Source organism: Hungatella sp. SL.1.14 (assembly GCF_024460495.1).
Classification (GTDB): domain Bacteria; phylum Bacillota; class Clostridia; order Lachnospirales; family Lachnospiraceae; genus Hungatella; species Hungatella hathewayi.
On record NZ_JANFYJ010000001.1, the window covers coordinates 352,672 to 373,225 of the forward strand.

A 20,554-nucleotide genomic window follows, 5' to 3' on the forward strand; every position below is an offset into this window, starting at 1 on the left:
GCATTCTGCCGAAGAAATTCCACATTATTAAATCTAATACTGACCAAGGAGAATCGTGCTTATGAAAAAATGCAAACTGGAAGATTTAAACCTGATGGATGATTTCCTGTTTCAGGAAATGGTTTCCAAAGAAGGAATCGGGGAGGAATTCTGCCGGATTCTTCTCAGTACGATTCTGGGACGGCCTATACAGAAAATTAAAGTTATCCCTCAAAAAGTTTTACTCGGGATCGATACCGGCTGCCACGGCATCCGGATGGATGCGTATATTGAGGACAGGTCCGGAGACGGTATCGAGGTTGCCGCAGATATCTATGATATTGAGCCCAATAACACGTATGAAAAAGAAACACTGCCTAAGCGGACCCGCTATTATGATGCCCTCATCGACTCGCAGCTCCTGGAGACAGGGGCAGATTACAGCAAATTGAGAAATGTCATAATTATTATGATTCTTCCATACGATCCGTTTGGCATGGATCGTATGGTATATACGGTGAAAAACCATTGTCTGGAAGAACCGTCTGTTCCTTACGACGATGGCCTGGTAAAGCTGTATCTGTACACGAAAGGCACTGTCGGAAATCCTGGAAAATCTCTGTACGATATGTTAAAATATATGGAGAAGAGCACGGAAGACAATGTGACAGACGATAACATTGCCAAAATCCACGATCTTGTCAGTAAGGTGAAGCGTGATAAGGAGGTTGGAATTAATTATATGAAATCTTGGGAACGGGAACAGTTCATTCGCAGGGAAGGACTTGAAGAAGGACTGGCTGAAGGCTTGACGGAAGGTCAAAATCGGATCAATCAGTTAAATCTTAAGCTGATTGCCGCCTCCCGCACAGAGGATATGATCCGTGCGGCCGGGGACAAAGAATTTCAGCATAAGCTTTTGGAAGAATTCGGAGTCTGAATAAAAATCAGCAAAATCAGCCCACACAGCATTTTCCACCCTGCTGCGTGGGCTGATTTTTCGTTTAATATTCTGTCACCGTTTCATTTTATGAGTTTCTTTTTTCTTTGTATACATCTTTCGGTCTGTAGGCTCCAAAATATCAGATACGGCTGCAAACGGCAGTTTTCCCACCTCCACCACCCCATAACTGACCGATAGCCGGATCGGCACATTCTGCTCTTTGAAAGTCTCTTTCATCTTCTGACAGGCTTCTTCCAGCATGTTCTCCGCCTCTTCTTCCGTCTTATCCGGAATCAAAATCAGAAATTCGTCACCACCAAGCCGGCATATGTTGTCATCACCGAAAAAATCAGCCATCATCCGTGCCACACCCGTCAGATAGAGGTCGCCTGCCTTATGGCCGTGGGTATAATCAGCAGGATCAGAATCAGATACAGGTAATTCCCCTGATTATCCTCTGTCACTATATTATATGATGGAAATAAAAAAGTGGGAAGGGCCTGAGTTACCATGATAAACGACAGATGACTAAGCACACCTGGCATATCTCATAATAACTCCGGCCCTTCTTCTATTTTACAAATTGAATCTTACCCGCAGTCACGCATTTCCCTGACTTCCGGTCAAACAGCAGAATATCGTTTCCTTCGATATCCACACCGGCCTTCTCACCGATCTGGTAGGTGACGCCTCCAAAGATCACACCCGTCAGCAGGTAATCGCCGACACGGAGTTTCACGGTGGACTCCATACCGGTAGGCATGGCTCCGTAGATCGTAGCATTTAAGCTTCCCTGACCGGCAGGACTCAGCTTAATGCATTCCGGTCTTACGCCGATGACAAAGTCTTCGTCTGTGATCACAGGATCGTCTTCCACCGCGTAATCGCTCTCGTCAACCTTCGCAATATGGTATTTAAAGGTCTCGTCTTTATTTCCTTTTTCCACGGCCTTTTTGTCTTTTAAGATTTCCTGTTTTTTCTTCTCGGCCTCCTCATCAGCCTGGTTCCGTTCCATAAACCAGCGATCCATGGAAAGCGGTTTTTCCGGCAGGAATACGGCTTTTTCACCGTCCAGGACGGTCAGCTCCAGGGAACCATCAGTTCTCTGTCTGCCCTTTGCCTCCATGAAGTTGATAGAAGGATTCCCGACGAAATCTGCCACGAAGAGATTGCGCGGACGGTTGTATACATCTAAGGGGGCCTCGTACTGCTGGAGTACGCCGTTGTTGATGAGACAGATCTTTGTAGCCAGTGTCATGGCCTCCATCTGATCATGGGTGACATAGACGAAGGTACTGCCCGTCTCCACATGCAGACGCTGAAGCTCATAACGCATCTCCAGACGCAGCTTGGCGTCCAGGTTCGACAGCGGTTCATCCATGAAGAGCACCGCGGGTTCGGGAGCCAGGGTCCTGGCAATGGCAACACGCTGCTGCTGTCCGCCTGACAGTTCCGCCGGGTAACGGTTCATGAACGGTCCGATCTTAACGATACGGGAAACACGTCTCACCGCCTGTTCTACCTCTTCTTTATGAAGCTTTCTGTTCTCTGTCAATAGTTTCCCGCCGTTTACTACGGCAAATTCACTGTTTAATTCCTGGCCCTTTCCTCTGTAGGATGCCCGGATCGAATCCAGCTTTGTCTGCAGTTCTGCCGCTTTTGCCTTCGCAGCGCCGTCCGGGTCAGAACTCTCATGAATCTTAAAGTCAAACAGCGTTTTTGCCGTGTAGATCGACAGCGTGTAGGCGTCAATCAGTTTTAAGTAGACCTTATCCATATCCAGTCTGCCCTTTTTGTCCCGGCACTCTTCCACCAGCTCGGCGATCCGTTTTCCGTTCTTCAGGGCCTGTATCAAATCGTTTGCAGTCTTTGCTTCGAAATCAATCTGAGGCATTTCCTCCTTGATGTTGCTCAAACCGAAGGAAATGTTCTGATAAACCGTCATGTTGGGCCACAGCGCGTAGTTCTGGAATAAGAAGCCCACTTTACGTTTGTTAGCCGGTACATTGATCCCCGCCTCACTGTCAAATACCACCCGGTCTCCGATGGAAATCCGTCCGCTGGTAGGTGTCTCCAGTCCTGCGATCATACGAAGGGTCGTTGTCTTTCCGCAGCCGGAGGGGCCCAGCAGGGTGATGAAAGAATTATCTTCTATTTCAAGGTTTAAGTTATCTACCGCGTAGAACTTCCCCCATCTCTTTGTCACATTTGTCAATTTAATTTCTGGCATGTTAATTACCTCCGATACCGTCGTCCAGACTTGCTCCGGTCAGTTTATTTACTAATGTGTTAAATATCAGGATCGTTACGATCAGGATTAAGTTAATGGCGCTGGAAAATGCATATAATCCCATTTCATCAAAGTAATCCAGAGTCGTGGAAAGTATGAAGCCCTGCGTACAGAGAAGCAGGAATAAGGATAACTCTCTTAAACACGTCATAAACGGAAGCATATATCCGCTGATGATAGCCGATTTCTGAATCGGTATGATGATTCGGAACATCCTCTTAAACCATGGCAGATCCTGAATAATCGCCGCCTCCTCAATCTCATTGCTGATCTGAAGCATGGAGTTTAGGGCGCTTCTGCTGGCAAATGGTATGTACTTGATGGTTCCTGCGATGATTAACAGCGTATAGGTGTTGAACAGATTGATCTTTTCGTTGGAAAAGAGAATGAAGAACGCGGCGCCAACGGCGATGGAAGGCATTAAGTACGGCAGGAATGCCACGCCATTTACGTAGTTGGCCCATTTGCTTCTCCTGTTCTTGGATACCGCATATCCAATTAAGGTACCGATCGTACCGGCAATCAGCGCACAGCATACGGAGACGAGAAGCGTGCCCCAGAATGCGTGCCAGATCGTGGAGTTATATAAGATTCCCTTCTGCCCGTACATCCCGTTTTCCGTGATATTTTCACTGGTCAGCCACCATTTTGTTGTCAGGTTGCTTAAATTTTTTGTATATAAAAAGCTGTAATCTCCCGGGTTCGGAAGAAAGGTTTCCAGTGCAAAGGAAAGAATTGGGAATATACTTGTGAAGAAGGTGGCTGCAATCATCACAATACCGATGACATACTTTCCCATTTTCCCCAGATTGATCTTGGAGAGCTGGCCCGATTTACCTGTAACTGTGGTATAATTCTTTCTGCTCTTTAAACTCACCTGGTTCATGGTCAGAATTGCCACTCCGAATACCATCATGATAATGGCAAGAATACTGGCCTCACCGGTATACTTGGAGTTCATGGAGATATATTTGGTGGATAGCGTCGTAAAGCCCAGATAATGCGGTACCGGGTAGCTTCCCATGGCGCTTCCGAATACCAGAAGTACGGTGGACAGAATAGCCGGTTTTACCATTGGAAGGGTAATCCGGAACATGGTTTTCCATTTCGGCGTATCGAGAATGGTGGCAGCCTCTTCCAGATTGGCATCCATGTTGCGGAAAATGCCGCCGATGAGGATATAGGCAAATGGGGCGTAGTGAAGCCCCAGGACAACCGCACTGGGAAAGAGTCCCTGACATACCCACTTGGGCGCCAGTATTCCAAACAGGGAGGCCAGCAGTCCATTGGCCGTTCCCACCACCGCATTGCTGTTAAATAAATTCTGCCATACAACCGCCAGAGTCCACTGAGGCATGATATACGGAAAAATAAAGATGGAACTCAAATACTTTTTAAATTTTAAATTGGTCCTCGTGACAAGGAAGGCAAACACGCCGCCATACAGGATCGAGATAAGACAGGTCAATACCGCTAAAAGCAGCGTATTCCATAACGGTTTCCACAGATTCGTTCTGGCCAGCCGGCTGGTAAATAAGTCAACATAGTTGACAATTGTATAGCCCGATGCCTTTCCCGTTAAATGGGCATCGATGGTTCCCGGATGGATCATGAGCGTATCCTTCACAATTGCCACGATTGGTGCAACCGTTGTAAAAGTCAGCACAATGCCGAACAACAGAAGGATGATATTCTGCGGTTTGGAAAAGTATGTCTTGATCTTATTAAGCACGATGACCTTATTGTTTGACTTACGATTAACTGTCTGGTCCATAGCTAACTCCTTATAAAATGGGCTGCCGCATTAAGAACAGCCTTAATGCGGCACACCCGTTATCTTATTGCTGCGAGTAATCGGCTACTGAGCTGAATCGCTGTATTTTGTCAGCAGCTCAATCCAGCTTCCTACGGTAAAGGATACATCTGCGCAGTATTCCGGATCTTCCAGAACCAGCTCGCCGTCGGTGGTCCACCACTCATATCCTCTGTCATTCTTGCTGTCAAATTCGTTTTCGCCCTTGTCGTTGTAACCGCCCTTGCTGTGGCCGTAGATCTTTTCAGTCTCTTCCATAACCTTTGGATTGGAAGAATAACCGCCCATATCTTTGCCCCATGCGGAGAATCCGTCTGCCGTGTTGGTCATATAAGCGATGAATGCACAGGAGGTCCACGGAAGCGGGCTGTTGTTGGTCAGGAATAAGTAATGGCAGTAGCCGTAGCCGCCGATGCCTTTATAGCCATCCTGATAAGCCGCAACCTTGATATTGTTAACAGATACTTCCGATGATTCCTCTACGGAACGGAGCTTTGAATAGACGAGAAGTCCGCACTGGTCAGTTGCCGTCTTGGATACCAGTGTGTTGCAGATCGGACCGTCATCAGTCTGCTCATTGTAGTTCTCTACCCAGAGCTTGATCCATGCGAGAGCGTAGGCGCCGTTTTCACCGAGCCCCAAATCAGCGGCATCCGTTGCCATCTCGTCGATGACCGGTTTGAAATAAGCCTGTTTGCTGCTGTCTAATGCATCATACGCGTCTTTTAACCAGCCGGCATACTTATCTTCTGTCAGCATGTACAGGAAGTTCTTGCCTACCACCTCTGAGTCAATATCCATGTATAACGGGTGAACGCCCTCTGCCACGAAATCCCAGCAGTTGTTAAATTCAGCAGTTCCCGTAGAGTTGTACATAAATACTTTGTTCAGTGTCTGTAACGGAAGAAATCCTGTGTACGCATCTGCGGTGGTTCCGTTGGCCTCCGCCCATTCCTTCGGAATAAAGGTCTTTAAAATTCCGGTCTGAACCATCTTGGACTCAATCTGATTGCCATCCTGGATCAGTGTCATGGCAAATGTTCCGGTGGATTTTAAGGAGTCTGCCGATAACTGTTCAAAGATCTTATTGTTCTTTGGCTGCTGCCATTCATATTCCATCGTATAGGACGGATCGACCGACTGTAAGTATTCGATGAACAACGGAAGGGCTGTCTTTCCACGGCTGGAGTTTCCGACTCCGTAGAACGTTTTTCCGTTGGACTCTTCAATCGCCTTCTTTGCCAGTTCTTCCATACTCATGGACTCGGCTTCTTTGATGATCTTCTCTACTTCTGAAAGGTTCCCATCATCCGCTTTCGGTTCCTCTGCCTTTGCTTCGGTCTCAGGAGCCTTCGTCTCCTCCCCTTTCGCAGCCTCTGTCTGGGCTGCCGGTGCTGCGGTCGTTGGATCCGCTGCCTTGGAACCGCAGCCGGCCAGTGTTGCCGCCAACATGGTACTGATTAGAACTGCTGATAAAATTTGTTTTTTCACTTCTTACTCCTCCTTCTTCTTTTCCTGCCTTTTCGATGCTGCAGCATCATCTGATGTACTCATTATATCTGGTCTCTTCGTCATTTTGAACTGGACTATCCTGTTATTCCTTTGCCTATTCTGACATTTTGCATTATTTTTTTCGTTTATGCACATTTATTTTTATCTATATTGTACGCGTTTGCTCTGAAATAATCAGAAATCCCAGTGCGGATTGGTGATTATTTCGGTTCCTGACACTGTGGTCACTGTATTTTTTCATATACCATCTGTTTCAATGATTACCTGCTTATGATATACTTGATACAATGAAGAAACCAGAAAAGGAGGCAACACAGCCATGAAGCACTATATCATCGTAAAATTTTCTGAAACTGTCCAGGAGAAAGCCGCCCTGTATCCTGAAATAGAAACTCTCTTTAAAAAGGCAGAAAAAATAGAAGGTATCCACCGGGTATCCTTCTATCCTTCCGTGATTGATCTGCCAAACAGATACGATTTTATGATTTTGTTGGAAATGGAACGCGGTGCGCTTCCTGTTTTCGACGCCTCTGATATTCACCGCGACTGGAAATCAAAGTACGGCAGCCTGCTTTCCGCGAAGACGATCTTTGACTGTGACTGAACCACGGAAAGACGGGGAATCCTCTGCACGCTGAATCAGCGTCAGAGCGTCCGCAGTCTTCCGGCCGTGTGGTCCTAAGAATTTGCAGCCTGGTATTCGGAGGGCGTAACTCCCGCTATTTTCTTAAATGTGCTGGAAAAATAGGTGATGTCGCGGTATCCGACCATCTCTCCCACCTCGTATACCTTATAACGGCAGTTGGTTAAAAGCTTCATCGCTTCCCTTATTCTGCAGCGGGTTATATAGGCCATGACGGTGTAATCCGTCTCCTTCTTAAACAGATGACTTAAGTGTCCCTCGCTGATTCCCAGAGACTCGGCGATGGTGCCCACACTTAAGTCACTGTCATTATAGTGTTCCGTTATGTACGCGATGGCCTCTTTAATATATCGGCTCTTATCGCCCGTCCTGGCTCCGGGCGAAAGAATCTTTGACTCTTCCCGGCGTTCTTTTTCTTCCCGCTCTCTTACCAGCTTATCCCGTACCCGGCTGACCGCGTCTTCCAGTTCCCCATCCTCAAACGGTTTCAGTAAATAATCGAAAGCCAGGAGCTTTAACGCATTTCTGGCATATTCAAATTCGCTGTAGGCGGTCAGAAAGATGACGGAGACATCGTTTCCCTCTTCCCGAAGAATTTTCAGCATCTCGATTCCATCCATCTTCGGCATCCGGATATCGGAAATGATCAGATCCGGATTGTATTTACGGCACGCCTCCAGCCCTTCCAGACCATTCGCCGCCTCACCGGCCACCATACAGTCTAAGGACGCCCAGTCTGTCTCCATAACGATCCCTTTTCTCACAAATACCTCATCGTCGATTACCAATACCTTAAGCATCACATAACTCCTCTCCCTGTCTGACCGGAATCATGATGGTCACCTTCGTGCCTCCTCCTTCCGGCCTGCAGACTGACAGTCCGTATTCTGCGCCGTAGTGCAGCCGGATGATCGTGTCTACATTATAAAAGCCGATGTGTCCAAGACGGAGCAGCGCTTCCTCTCCGCCTTCTTCCGGGACGCCTGCTCCTGCCCCCCGGTTATTTAAATGGTTCAGCACCTCGTCGCTGATTCCGCAGCCGTCATCCATCACCTCTATAAAGAGCCGTCCTTCCTTCGAACACGCCCTGACGAGAATATGGCCTTCCTCACAGTCTTTCAGGCCGTGTATCATGGCATTCTCCACGATGGGCTGAACGACTAGCTTCGGAACCACGCAGCCCGCAAGTTCCTCCGGAAGCTCGTAATCAAAGCAGAACTTTCCCTGAAAACGGATCTTCTGTATCTCTGCATAGCAGTCCACGAGCTCCAGTTCCTCCTTCAGAGTGATAAACTGGGCGTTGGAGATACTGGTCCGCAGGATTTTCGCAAGCTTTGCCGCAAGCGTGGCGATCTCCGGGATGTGGTTCGCCTTGGCAACCCATTTCATCGTATCCAGTGTATTGTACAGGAAATGAGGGTTTAACTGAGCCTGCATCATTGCGATCTGCACCTCATTCAGCTTCTTCTGCTGGCTGACCTGCATTTCCATATACGTCTTCAGCTCCGATGCCATGGTATTGAAGCTTTCGGAAAGCTGGCCAAACTCATCATTTCTCGTGGAATGGACTCTTGCTTCGAGATTACCGCTCTGCACCTCATGCATCGCCTCATTCAGACTCTGAATCGGCCGGGACAGATGGTTGCTCATCTTGGCCGCAACCGCTGCACAAAGCATCAGGCTGGCGGCCGTCATAACAATTAATACGCTGTACATGGATTTCGTCGTATCGGCTGTAAATACCTTTGGCCGGAGAAAAACGCTGTAAAGTCCCGTCCTGCCAATTTCCGATATATAAACGCTGTTGTTGTGAAAAGGTTCATCGACCGCTTCGCCCGCCATCAGGCGGCGCCTCAGAACCGTCCCAATCTCCTCGCGGACTGCGGTTCCGGTACTGTAGACAGGTTCCCAGAAATTATTTAAGATACAGATTCCATCCTGGCTGCCGTAAGTACCGCCCAGAATCTTTTCAAAATTGGATCCGTTGATACTTACCAGAACGTAGCCCACACTGCTGTCTTCTGAATCCAGGACAGGGCGGGCGGCCCGCAGCAGAATATTGGAAGATCCGGAATACTCCTTCTCACGACGTACCGTCATCTCATCCGGATGGGCCTCTGCCACCTTTAAGATTCCCCAGTAAACCGGGAGCTGAGTGTGAAACATGCCTGCACCGGTGGAATAGAGACAGATTCCCTCCTCCGAGTAGAGGTCAAACTGAGCCATCTCCCGCAGGCTGGCAGTCTCCTCGTACAGTTTCGCATAGACTGCGCTTCTTCCGCGGTTTCCCGATTCTCTGATGGAAGCGGCGATCTCAGGCTCTTTACTCAGATGCAGCGTCACGTCATCGATGGTTTGAAACAGGGTGGTCAGCTTCTCCTCCATGACGGCCGCCTGTTCCAGATCCTTTTTCTGATAGTCGCGCTCCAGTTTCACTTTGAACATCTGAATCAGAAAGATACAGCTGAGTATCAGAGGAAGCAGCGCGACGGCCACAAAGCTTACGAGAAGTTCCCGTTTAAACGATTTTCTGATAAAGTTCCACATTGCTTTTCCTCTCTACCGGATCAGTTCCGACCACAGTTCCAGGATCTCGTCCTGATGCGCACTGGCCCATTTGAGATCGAAATCCATGATCTTCATGTCTTCGCCCGCTGCTTTCATCTGCAGGTCCTTCCTCACCGTCCGGCGGCAGAACTGGTCCATAATCAGATTCTGAACATCATCGCTGACTGTAAAATCAATAAACAGCTTTGCATTGTCTTCGTGGGGAGCCCCCTTAACCAGAGCGCAGCCGTCCGGCACGGTACTGGTGCCTTCCTCCGGATAAATCATGGAGATATCCGCCCCTTTGGCAATCCGCTTCTTCGCTGTCTCCTCCAGAGTAATTCCGACAAGACGAATTCCTGTGCTGACCTCATCCACGACTTCTCCGGAACCGGCTGATACATTTCCATCCAGAGCGTATACAAAATCCTCCATCAGCTCCCGCTCGTCCATATCAAGCACTAAAATCATGGTGGCCAGAGCCGTATAGCTGGTACCCGATTTTCCAGGCGCTGCAAATGCGATCTTCCCCCGCCACTCGTCATCCAGAAAGTCTTTCCAGCTGTGGGGAGCCGTCTCTCCGCTTACCAGCTTATTGTTATAAATAAACACGATGGGCAGCTCTGTGAACGCGGTCCATCTGTCATCCGGAGACAAATACCGGTCGTCCAGTTTATCAATCAGCTTACACCGGTATGGTTCAAAATACTCCCGGTATGCATCATAGCTTTCGACCCCGCCGCCAAACATGATGTCACACGTCTGCTGCCCGGCCTCCCCCGCAATGGCCTCCAGAAGTTCTGTAGAACCGCCATCCCTCACCTCGACCCAGATGCCGGTGCGCTCTTCAAATTCCCTGATAATCGGGCCGTACACCTCTTCTTTATGGGAAGTGTATACAATCAGCTTTTTGTCCTCGCTGACTCCGTAAATCTCCGCCTGCTGACCGGCAGCGGTTCCGGCTCCGCCTTTTCCTGTTTTGCTGCAGCCGTATAAAACGGCGGATAACAGGAACAACAGGGCCATACCCTTCACGGCCCTGGCAGCCTGTTTCCGCCAAATTCGTTTTTCTGATCTGATTGCGTTGTCCATACATACCTCCCCCTTGGAGAATCACTTTTTCCATTATACCATCTCAGGAAAAGAATTCCAATATGGACGCACACTCTTATTTTCTGTGAGTCTGGATGCTGTTACTGCACCCAGGCCTGAGAGAAAAAGGCGCGGCCTCCTTCTCAGCTGCAGACGACGGAAAGCAGTTCTTCCCCCAGAACCTCGTACGTATAATCATTGTTTCCGCCATTTACCGTAAGGCGAATCGTGTTCCCTTCCCGCTCCGCACAGGCGGTCATCACGGTTTTTCCGGTCAGATCCGTCACAGCAGTCTCAGCCTTCATCCCAGTCTCCGGCAGATACAGCAGGAATCTGACGCCTTCCGCATAGTTGTAATCCGGTTTTTCACGATTGCTTCCGACTGCTATCACACTGCCCGGCCGGACCATGAGAGGCAGGGAGAAGTAGTCATGAGTCTCCTTCTGCCATCTTCCGCCAGTCACGGTTTTTCCGGTCAGTAAGTTTACCCAGATTCCTTCCGGCAGGTAATACTCCACCTCGCCGGATTCCTTAAAGATCGGTGCAGTAAGCAGGGAATCGCCCAGCATATACTGTTTATCCAGTGTCTCGCAGGCCCGGTCGCCCGGAAATTCCACAAACATCGGACGCATCATTGGAATCCCCTCCTCATGAGCCGTAACCGCCTGCAGATAGAGATACGGCATCAACGCGCATTTCAGTTTTACAAACTTCCGCAGTACGAGGCACGCCTCCTCATCAAAGAGCCACGGAACACGGTAGGAGGAGGATCCGTGGAGGCGGCTGTGGGAGCTCAGAAGGCCAAACTGGCACCACCTTTTATAAATATCGGCCGAAGCCGTATTCTCAAAACCGCTGATGTCGTGACTCCAGAATCCAAAGCCCGCGCATGCCAGGGAAAGGCCGCTGCGGATAGTCTCCGCCATGGAAGAATACGTGGCGGAGCAGTCACCGCCCCAGTGTACAGGAAACTGCTGGCCTCCCACAGTTGCAGAACGCGCAAAAACCACGGCATCTCCGGTTCCCCGCTCTCTCTCCAAAAGTTCAAACACGGTCTGATTGTAAAGATGCGTATAATAATTATGCATCTTCACCGGATCAGAGCCGTCGTAATAAGCAATATCCTTTACCGGAATCCGCTCTCCGAAGTCCGTTTTAAAGCAGTCTGCCCCCATATCCAGAAGCACTTTCAGCTTCGCCTGGTACCAGGCCGCAGCGCCCGGATTGGTGAAATCCACCAGCCCCATGCCAGCCTGCCACATATCCGTCTGCCACACGTCTCCATTCTCTTTTTTTATCAGATATCCCAGTCTCCTCCCCTCTTCAAACAGGGGCGATTTCTGTGCGATATAGGGATTGATCCACACACAGATTTTTAAGCCTCTGTCATGGCAGCGTTTCAGCATTCCTTCCGGATCCGGAAATGTCTTCGGATCCCAGGTGAAATTGCACCACTCAAACGCCTCCATCCAGTAGCAGTCAAAGTGAAAGACGTGCAGGGGAATATCACGGTCCGCCATACCGTTTATAAACCCGGAGGTGGTCTTCTCATCGTAACTGGTCGTAAAGGAGGTCGTGAGCCACAATCCGAAGGACCAGGCCGGAGGAAGGGCTGGTCTGCCGGTCAGTTCCGTATATTTGGAAATGGTTCCTTTCGGACTGGATCCGTTAATCACACAGTAGTCAAGGCGTTCCCCTTCCACGGAGAACTGTACGCGTTCCACCTTCTCGCTGGCAATCTCATAGGCGGCATCCCCTTCGTTTTCCAGAAGGACGCCATATCCTTTGTTGGTAATGTAAAACGGAATATTTTTATACGTAATCTCACTGGCTGTTCCGCCATCCTCATTCCACATCTCCACACTCTGTCCGTTTTTTACGAATGGAGTGTAGCGTTCTCCCAGACCGTAGATATATTCATCCACGTCGATGGCAAGCTGTTCTGCCATGTAACATTTTCCGGTCTCCCGATTTGTCAAATATGCCATATTCCGAAAACCGGTATTCGTCAGTTCCCTGTCTCCGTCCAGAAAACGGATTCCCCAGGAATTCGGCCTTTTATCAATCACCGCGGTGGTACGGCCGCTGCGGTAGCGAATCTCTTCGTCGGTTTCCTCAATCACGGTGTGAGGCGGTGTACCGTAAATCCGGGCAAAAGGACCGCGGATGACCGTACCGTCAAAATGGCTGACAGACACCCGGATGACATCCTCCATCGGACTGGTCAGCCGAATTGTCAGCATCCCTACATTCAGACAGTCGCCGCGGTCTGATATATGTTTCCCCGGCGCATATACGGTAAGTTCAGTTCCGTTCTGTCTGCTGTCTGCGTACTCCACTGCGTAAAGCGGCGTAATCTCTTTTTTTATACACCAGTATCCTTCTGTAAATTTCATTGCGTACCCTCTCAAAACGGCGTGCCGTTTTCCCTTTCATTTTCTATTATTATAAGTAATTATAAGCAGTGAATATAAATACAGGAAGGTTGAAAATTTACCCACCCTTTTCGGGAAAAATATGCATATTTTTTGCCAATTATTGAAAAAAATACTTTCAAACTTGGCCGCCTTATACTAGAATAGACTAGATCGAATCATTATTCTATAGATGAGTCTACATTTTACAAGGAGGACATTATAATGTCACAGAGAACGGATATTCACAAAGTACTAATTATCGGTTCCGGCCCGATCATCATCGGTCAGGCATGCGAGTTCGACTACTCCGGTACTCAGGCCTGCAAGGCGCTTCGGAAACTGGGATACGAAATTGTACTGGTCAATTCCAACCCCGCTACGATCATGACAGACCCGGAGACGGCGGATGTAACGTATATCGAGCCGCTCAACGTGGAACGTTTAGAGCAGATTATCGCAAAGGAGCGGCCCGATGCTCTGCTTCCCAACCTCGGCGGCCAGTCTGGCTTAAATTTGTGCTCCGAGCTTAATAAAGCAGGAATTCTGGAAAAATACAACGTGAAGGTGATCGGTGTACAGGTGGATGCCATCGAACGCGGCGAGGACCGTGTCGAATTCAAGAAGGCCATGAATGAACTCGGCATCGAGATGGCCCGCAGTGAGGTGGCTTACAGCGTGGACGAGGCATTAAAAATCGCAGATCAGCTGGGGTATCCCGTCGTACTGCGTCCGGCCTATACCATGGGCGGTGCAGGCGGCGGTCTCGTATACAACAGAGACGAGCTTAAGACCGTCTGTGCCAGAGGCTTACAGGCCAGCCTGGTAGGACAGGTTCTGGTAGAAGAATCCATTCTCGGCTGGGAAGAGCTGGAGCTGGAGATCGTGCGCGACAGCGAAGGCCGTATGATCACCGTCTGCTTTATTGAAAATATAGATCCGTTAGGCGTTCATACGGGAGACTCCTTCTGTTCGGCCCCCATGCTGACCATATCTCCGGAGTGTCAGAAGCGCCTGCAGGAACAGGCTTACAAAATTGTGGAATCCGTTCAGGTGATAGGCGGCACCAACGTGCAGTTCGCTCATGATCCCGTTTCGGACCGCATTATCGTCATTGAGATCAATCCGCGGACCTCCCGTTCCTCGGCGCTGGCTTCCAAGGCTACCGGCTTCCCTATCGCACTGGTGTCCGCCATGCTGGCTACCGGCCTGACATTAAAGGATATCCCCTGTGGAAAATACGGCACCCTGGACAAATACGTTCCGGATGGCGATTATGTGGTAATCAAATTTGCACGCTGGGCGTTTGAAAAATTCAAAGGCGTGGAGGACAAGCTGGGAACCCAGATGCGTGCCGTAGGCGAAGTCATGAGTGTGGGCAAAACCTATAAGGAAGCGTTCCAGAAAGCAATCCGCAGTCTGGAGACGGGACGCTATGGACTGGGGCATGCAAAGGATTTCGACATGCGCACAAAAGAACAGCTGCTCCATATGCTGGTTACCCCTTCCAGTGAGCGCCATTTCATTATGTATGAAGCGTTAAGAAAAGGCGCCTCTGTGGAAGAGATTCATGAGATCACCAGAGTGAAGACCTGGTTTATCGAGCAGATGAAGGAACTGGTTGAGGAAGAGGAAGCACTTCTGTCCTGCAGAGGCGGACTTCCTTCCGATGAGATGCTTACCGCCGCAAAAAAAGACGGTTTCTCCGATAAATACTTAAGCCAGCTTCTCCAGATTCCGGAAGAAACCATTCGGAATCACCGCATTGCCATCGGTGTGGAAGAAGCATGGGAAGGGATTCATGTGAGCGGGACTGAAGACAGCGCTTACTACTACTCTACCTATAACGCACCGGACCGGAACCCGGTCAGCACAGAGAAGCCGAAGATCATGATTCTGGGCGGCGGTCCCAACCGGATCGGCCAGGGTATTGAGTTCGATTACTGCTGTGTTCACGCCTCTCTTGCCCTTAAAAAGCTGGGCTTTGAGACCATCATTGTCAACTGTAATCCTGAGACCGTATCGACCGACTACGATACCTCTGACAAACTGTATTTCGAACCGCTGACTCTGGAAGATGTGCTGAGCATCTATAAGAAAGAACAGCCTGCGGGTGTGATCGCCCAGTTCGGCGGCCAGACACCGTTAAATCTTGCAGCGGATTTGGAAAAGAACGGTGTGAAGATTTTAGGAACACCGCCATCCGTCATCGATCTTGCCGAGGACCGTGATTTGTTCCGGGCCATGATGGAGAAGCTGGAGATTCCGATGCCGGAATCCGGGATGGCAGTTAACGTGGAAGAGGCGCTGGCAATCGCGGCAAAGATCGGTTATCCGGTGATGGTTCGTCCTTCCTACGTGCTGGGCGGCCGGGGAATGGAGGTCGTGTATGATGATGAAAGCATGATCGGCTATATGAAAGCCGCCGTGGGAGTCACTCCTGACAGGCCGATTCTGATCGACCGTTTCTTAAATCACGCCATGGAATGTGAGGCGGATGCGATCAGCGACGGAACTCACGCATTTGTGCCGGCAGTCATGGAGCATATAGAGCTGGCCGGCGTTCACTCCGGGGACTCCGCCTGCATCATTCCGTCCGTGCAGATCTCTCCGGAAAACGTGGAGACAATCAAGGAATATACCCGTAAAATTGCGGAAGAAATGCACGTGGTCGGCCTGATGAACATGCAGTATGCCATTGAAAATGACAGAGTATACGTATTGGAAGCCAATCCGCGTGCCTCCCGTACCGTGCCGCTGGTATCCAAGGTCTGCAACATTCGCATGGTGCCTCTGGCTACCGATATCATTACGGCCGAACTGACCGGACGTCCGTCACCTGTGCCGTCCTTAAAGGAACAGATCATTCCGAACTACGGTGTGAAGGAGGCGGTATTCCCGTTCAATATGTTCCAGGAAGTAGACCCGATCTTAGGGCCGGAGATGCGTTCTACCGGCGAAGTGCTTGGACTCTCCCACTCCTACGGCGAAGCGTTCTATAAGGCGCAGGAGGCGACACAGAACAAGCTTCCGCTGGAGGGTACGGTTTTAATTTCCGTCAACCGCAAGGACAAAGCCGAAGTTGTGGAGGTGGCCAGAAGCTTCCACGAGGACGGATTTAAGATCGTGGCCACCGGAAATACCTATGAACTGATTCACGATGCCGGAATTCCTGCAACTCGCGTCAATAAGCTTTATGAGGGACGTCCCAACATTTTGGACATGATTACCAACGGACAGATCCAGTTAATTGTCAACTCTCCGGTCGGAAAAGACAGCATCCATGATGACAGCTATTTAAGAAAAGCCGCCATCAAGGGGAAGATTCCTTACATGACCACAATCGCCGCTGCAAAGGCAACAGCCAGTGGTATCCGGTATGTTAAGGAACACGGCAGAGGAGAGGTTCATTCGCTTCAGTCTCTGCACAGCGAAATCAGGGATAAAGAATAACCTTACTTTTCTAATGTAAGAATCCAAAAGCACCGATAACGGTTGAAATCAATCGTTGTCGGTGCTTTTATGCTTCGGAAGAATTGTTTCATTGGAAATCTGCGTGCCTCGTTTTTCCGGTTTCACCATGTCTTCCACCATGGAGATCAGCGGAAACACATCGTTGTAATGCTTCTGTATAAACATTCCGTTTCGTTCCTGGAACAACCGTTTGGCCAGCTTGTCAACGACCGGTATCACGATTCGTTCATGCTGGCACAGCATGGGAGCCACGTGGTCTATACTGCCTGTCACCTGATAATTCAGGCAGCCGCAGTGACAGTTGCAGCGGCCCATGACGGCACAGCCCTTACACTCCTCTTTTTCCAGTTCATTGCGTTCAAACAGCTCCGTACGCTTTTTCTCATCGATTCCGCTCACGACATCCCCGATCGAGAACTCTCTGTGCTCCACAAACTGGGTACAGGGATAGAGGAGGCCGTCAGGGGCGACGGATATCTGTTTTCTTCCCAGCTCACACCGTTCGTGGCAGTACTGTTTTCCCTGAATATGGCTGGCTATCTTCACCTCAAAGGGGCTGAAATAAAATTTCTCCTCCCGCTTCGTCAGTTCATAGTAAAAATCAGCCAGCTCCCGGTACTGGCGTCTTAATTCACGAACCGATTCCTTCGTCCAATTCCCTGCGTAATTCAGGCTGCAGATGAAGTAATGAAATCCCTTCTGCCACAGTTCCTTCACCCCCTGCGCATACTCTGCCGCTGTTTCCGGTGAGACGGTCATCATCACCGGCGCATAGGGGCGAGAGGCCAGAAGCATGTCCGTCACCCCCTCCAGGCGGTCATACGTGCCTGCTCCGCCGTGATCCCGTCTGAAGAAATCGTGAGCCGCTCTCGTTCCGTCGTGGGACAGAGCGATAAATATATTCTCTTTTCGGGAAAACTCCAGAAAATCCCGGTCCAGCAGCGTTCCATTGGTCGTCATCTTAAAATGAAACCGGACAGGCTTTTCCCGTTCCATGGCCCTGCAGTATGCCACCGTATCGCGAATCGTATCGCGGCACAAAAGAGGTTCCCCTCCAAAGAATATAATACCGCAGGAAGGCTCTCCGGAAGCGGCTGCCAGGCGGACTGCGTGTTCCGCGGTGGAACGGCTCATATACTCCGGTTTCTGACATACGTAGCAGTAACTGCACTGCAAATTACAGTCATTGGTCAGGTGCAGGGTCATATGCATCAGATTACCCCCTGTCCCTTCAGCCAGTCTATGAAGTCCCTTACCTGCGCCTTTAAATTCTCTTCGGCAGCTGCCCGTGCCATATCATCCTGCTCTTCTGACATGGCCGCCCAGTAGTTTCCCTCTCTGCTTTCGTACTTCTTCTGGATTTTATCGTACTCTTCGATCAAATCGCCGTAGTCATAAGGATCATAGAATATTCCTACGGCCACTTCCGGAGAGGCCTTTTCCAGGCTTTTTTGCAGCCTCACCGCAGTATCCTGGATCGCATAGCCCTCTACGGTTGCATATACGCCCTCTTCCGTCTCCTTCCAGTTCCCGACATCTGACTTGGACACAAACTCTATGGCGATCCTTTTATCCGGATCCCAACCATCTGTCTGGAGACTGCCTTTCACCGTTTTTTCTTTCGTTTTTTCTGGTTCGGAATAGATATGCGTGACGGGAAGCTTTACATTTTTCAACTCCGGCGCGGCCTCCTGTGTCAGTATGAGGCCGCCGTAGCTTTCCGCCTCCGCCCGTATGATCTCAAATGCCTCCTCTTCAGACAGAAAGTATGGCGAAACGACCGAAACACAGCCGTAGGCCCCGCTTCCACCGCCGTGAATAAAGACCGGAGCGACCCTGTCCGATGCTCCCCGGGCGCCTTCTGTGCTTGCACCGCAGGCGCTTAAGGATACAGTCAGACCTAATGCCGTCATAACGTATGCGTTCTTTTCCCATCTGGACGGTATTCGTCTCAACAGCTGCGGATCCGCCAGTATCTCCTCTTTTACCGGGTATCCGGGCTTTTTATATCTGGTTACCGTTTTTACCTTCATCGCTCATCCTCCTCTGCGGGAATTCGCTGTGTGCTTCTGCGTCCGGTTACTGTTTTCTATTAGAAAAGTATACCAAATTGTCCGGACGAAAGCAACATTTGCCCGATGAAGGAATTCAGTACGGTACCTCCGACACAGGAAAAAGCAAGGCTTCTTAAGTCTTCCCAAAAAGCCTCGCTTTTTCCTGTGTCTTCAATAATAGAAATCTGCTTTGACGATCCCCGGAAGGAACCATCTCTCCTTTGTATGTCAGTTTAGCGTAGCCTGAATCAGTTTCTCATGGCTGTGAGGCTCCGCCAGTTCCAGAACGCGGTTTAAGTCAAGGCCCATGGCCTCCGTGATCCGGATCCCATACTCTTCATCGGCCCAGTAGCAGTGAACGGCATGGCGGTATTTGATATTCTCTGTGACAGACGCAATATTTCTTGCGGTGTTGCCAATCAGCAGCTCCCGCTTGTCCTCTGGCAGGATTCGCCACAGGTCACCGCCTGCCCGGAAGCAGTCGTCTGTGGGATCGTCCTGTGGATCGTAGGCATACATCGATCCGGATAAATCAAGCGGCGGTTCCATAACCTCAGGCTGAGCCGCCCAGTCTCCCATACTGTTGGGCGAATACGCGGGAGCGCCTCCATAATTGCCGTCCGTCCGCATGAGGCCGTCTCTGTGGTAATCATGGACTTCGACCTTAGGCCGGTTGACCGGAATCTGATTGTAGTTGATACCCAGGCGGTATCTCTGTGCGTCGCCGTATACAAACAGGCGGCCCTGCAGGAACTTATCCGGTGAAAAACCGATTCCGGGTACCACATGGGCTGGTGTAAAGGCAGACTGCTCCACTTCTGCAAAATAATTTTCCGGATTGCGGTTTAACTCCAGCACTCCCACCTTCTGAAGCGGAAATTCCCTGTGGCGCCAGATCTTTGTAATATCAAAGGGATTCTCATAATGATTCCTTGCCTGCTCTTCTGTCATGATCTGAACATACATGGTCCAGCGGGGATATTCACCTTTCACGATCGACTCATACAGATCACGGCCATGGCTTTCCCTGTCTTTTGCAATCAGCGCTTCTGCCTCTTCATCCGTCAGGTTTTTAATTCCCTGCTGAGTTATAAAATGGAATTTACACCAGAAACGCTGATTATCTTTGTTGTAAAAGCTGAAGGTGTGTTCTCCGTAAAGGTTCATATGGCGGAAAGAGGCGGGAATTCCGCGGTCCGACATCACGATGGTCGTCTGATGGAACGTTTCCGGCAGCAACGTCCAGAAATCCCAGTTGTTCTGTGCAGAGCGCAGACCAGTCTGGGGATCGCGTTTTACCGCACGGTTTAAATCCGGGAAATTATGCACGTCACGCAGAAAGAAGGTTGGGGTATTATTCCCGACCAGATCCCAGTTTCCTTCTTCTGTATAGAACTTAATTGCTGCTCCGCGGATATCACGCTCCGCATCAGCTGCTCCCCGCTCCCCTGCCACAGTTGAAAAGCGTACAAAAACATCTGTTTTTGTGCCCTTCTGCAGCACCTTTGCCTTCGTAAAAGCGGAGATATCTTCGGTACACTCAAACGTTCCGTAAGCCCCCCAGCCCTTGGCATGCATGCGTCTTTCCGGAATGACTTCTCTGTCAAAATGTGCTAATTTCTCCAGGAGCCAGACATCCTGCATCATGACCGGGCCTCTCGGACCCGCAGTCAGCGAATGTTCATTCTCAGCGACCGGTGCTCCCACTTCATTTGTTAGTTTTTTCGCTTTTGTATCCATAAGTACCTCCTTCTTATCTGTAATTTCATTATATTCCTGCATCTGCACAAAGT

Annotated in this window: 13 protein-coding genes and 1 pseudogene; 3 read left to right on the top strand and 11 right to left on the bottom strand. The window is 49.8% G+C overall.

Features of this window, described 5'->3' with window-relative positions; all coding sequences use genetic code 11:
• Nucleotides 1-61: 61 nt before the first annotated feature.
• The gene (locus NE473_RS01715) at nt 62-919 is read left to right on the top strand and encodes an Rpn family recombination-promoting nuclease/putative transposase (protein WP_055648964.1); all 858 of its coding nucleotides are present in this window, start codon (nt 62-64) and stop codon (nt 917-919) included.
• Between the two features lie 75 nt (nt 920-994).
• Here NE473_RS01715 and NE473_RS01720 read toward each other — a convergent pair.
• The 4 genes and pseudogenes from NE473_RS01720 to NE473_RS01735 all read right to left on the bottom strand — a co-directional run.
• A pseudogene (locus NE473_RS01720) lies at nt 995-1,318 on the bottom strand (diguanylate cyclase domain-containing protein); the annotation flags it as partial.
• A gap of 175 nt (nt 1,319-1,493) precedes the next feature.
• Nucleotides 1,494-3,152: an ABC transporter ATP-binding protein gene (locus tag NE473_RS01725; RefSeq protein WP_055648965.1), complete on the bottom strand. Its 1,659-nt coding sequence runs from the start codon at nt 3,150-3,152 to the stop codon at nt 1,494-1,496.
• A gap of 1 nt (nt 3,153) precedes the next feature.
• The gene (locus NE473_RS01730; RefSeq protein ID WP_006777150.1) at nt 3,154-4,986 is read right to left on the bottom strand and encodes an ABC transporter permease; all 1,833 of its coding nucleotides are present in this window, start codon (nt 4,984-4,986) and stop codon (nt 3,154-3,156) included.
• A gap of 84 nt (nt 4,987-5,070) precedes the next feature.
• The gene (locus tag NE473_RS01735; RefSeq protein ID WP_006777149.1) at nt 5,071-6,477 is read right to left on the bottom strand and encodes a hypothetical protein; all 1,407 of its coding nucleotides are present in this window, start codon (nt 6,475-6,477) and stop codon (nt 5,071-5,073) included.
• 379 nt (nt 6,478-6,856) lie between these two features.
• Here NE473_RS01735 and NE473_RS01740 point away from each other — a divergent pair, with 379 nt between their 5' ends.
• On the top strand, nt 6,857-7,141 hold the full coding sequence (locus tag NE473_RS01740) for a hypothetical protein (protein ID WP_055648966.1): 285 nt from the start codon (nt 6,857-6,859) through the stop codon (nt 7,139-7,141).
• Nucleotides 7,142-7,215: 74 nt separating this feature from the next.
• Here the strand turns inward: NE473_RS01740 and NE473_RS01745 are convergent, their stop codons facing one another.
• From NE473_RS01745 to yicI, 4 genes are all read right to left on the bottom strand, one after another.
• Nucleotides 7,216-7,980, bottom strand: a complete 765-nt coding sequence (locus tag NE473_RS01745) for a response regulator transcription factor (RefSeq protein ID WP_022031202.1) — start codon at nt 7,978-7,980, stop codon at nt 7,216-7,218.
• Nucleotides 7,973-9,727 (bottom strand): sensor histidine kinase, encoded by a 1,755-nt coding sequence (locus tag NE473_RS01750; RefSeq protein WP_022031201.1) that lies wholly within the window; start codon nt 9,725-9,727, stop codon nt 7,973-7,975. Before NE473_RS01750 ends, NE473_RS01745 begins: the two co-directional genes overlap by 8 nt.
• A 12-nt stretch (nt 9,728-9,739) precedes the next feature.
• Nucleotides 9,740-10,819, bottom strand: a complete 1,080-nt coding sequence (locus tag NE473_RS01755; RefSeq protein ID WP_055648967.1) for an ABC transporter substrate-binding protein — start codon at nt 10,817-10,819, stop codon at nt 9,740-9,742.
• Nucleotides 10,820-10,962: 143 nt separating this feature from the next.
• Complete coding sequence (gene yicI / locus NE473_RS01760; protein ID WP_055648968.1) at nt 10,963-13,215, bottom strand: alpha-xylosidase; 2,253 nt, start codon at nt 13,213-13,215, stop codon at nt 10,963-10,965.
• Between the two features lie 243 nt (nt 13,216-13,458).
• On the opposite strand from yicI, the gene carB reads away from it, so the two are divergent.
• Nucleotides 13,459-16,686 (top strand): carbamoyl-phosphate synthase large subunit, encoded by a 3,228-nt coding sequence (gene carB / locus NE473_RS01765; RefSeq protein ID WP_055648969.1) that lies wholly within the window; start codon nt 13,459-13,461, stop codon nt 16,684-16,686.
• A 48-nt stretch (nt 16,687-16,734) separates the two neighbouring features.
• Here the strand turns inward: carB and NE473_RS01770 are convergent, their stop codons facing one another.
• The 3 genes from NE473_RS01770 to NE473_RS01780 all read right to left on the bottom strand — a co-directional run bounded on the left by NE473_RS01770 (nt 16,735) and on the right by NE473_RS01780 (nt 20,501).
• On the bottom strand, nt 16,735-17,919 hold the full coding sequence (locus tag NE473_RS01770) for a radical SAM/SPASM domain-containing protein (RefSeq protein WP_055648970.1): 1,185 nt from the start codon (nt 17,917-17,919) through the stop codon (nt 16,735-16,737).
• On the bottom strand, nt 17,919-18,740 hold the full coding sequence (locus NE473_RS01775; protein WP_055648971.1) for a hypothetical protein: 822 nt from the start codon (nt 18,738-18,740) through the stop codon (nt 17,919-17,921). Before NE473_RS01775 ends, NE473_RS01770 begins: the two co-directional genes overlap by 1 nt.
• Before the next feature lie 249 nt (nt 18,741-18,989).
• Complete coding sequence (locus NE473_RS01780; RefSeq protein ID WP_155560679.1) at nt 18,990-20,501, bottom strand: catalase; 1,512 nt, start codon at nt 20,499-20,501, stop codon at nt 18,990-18,992.
• Nucleotides 20,502-20,554 lie beyond the last annotated feature (53 nt).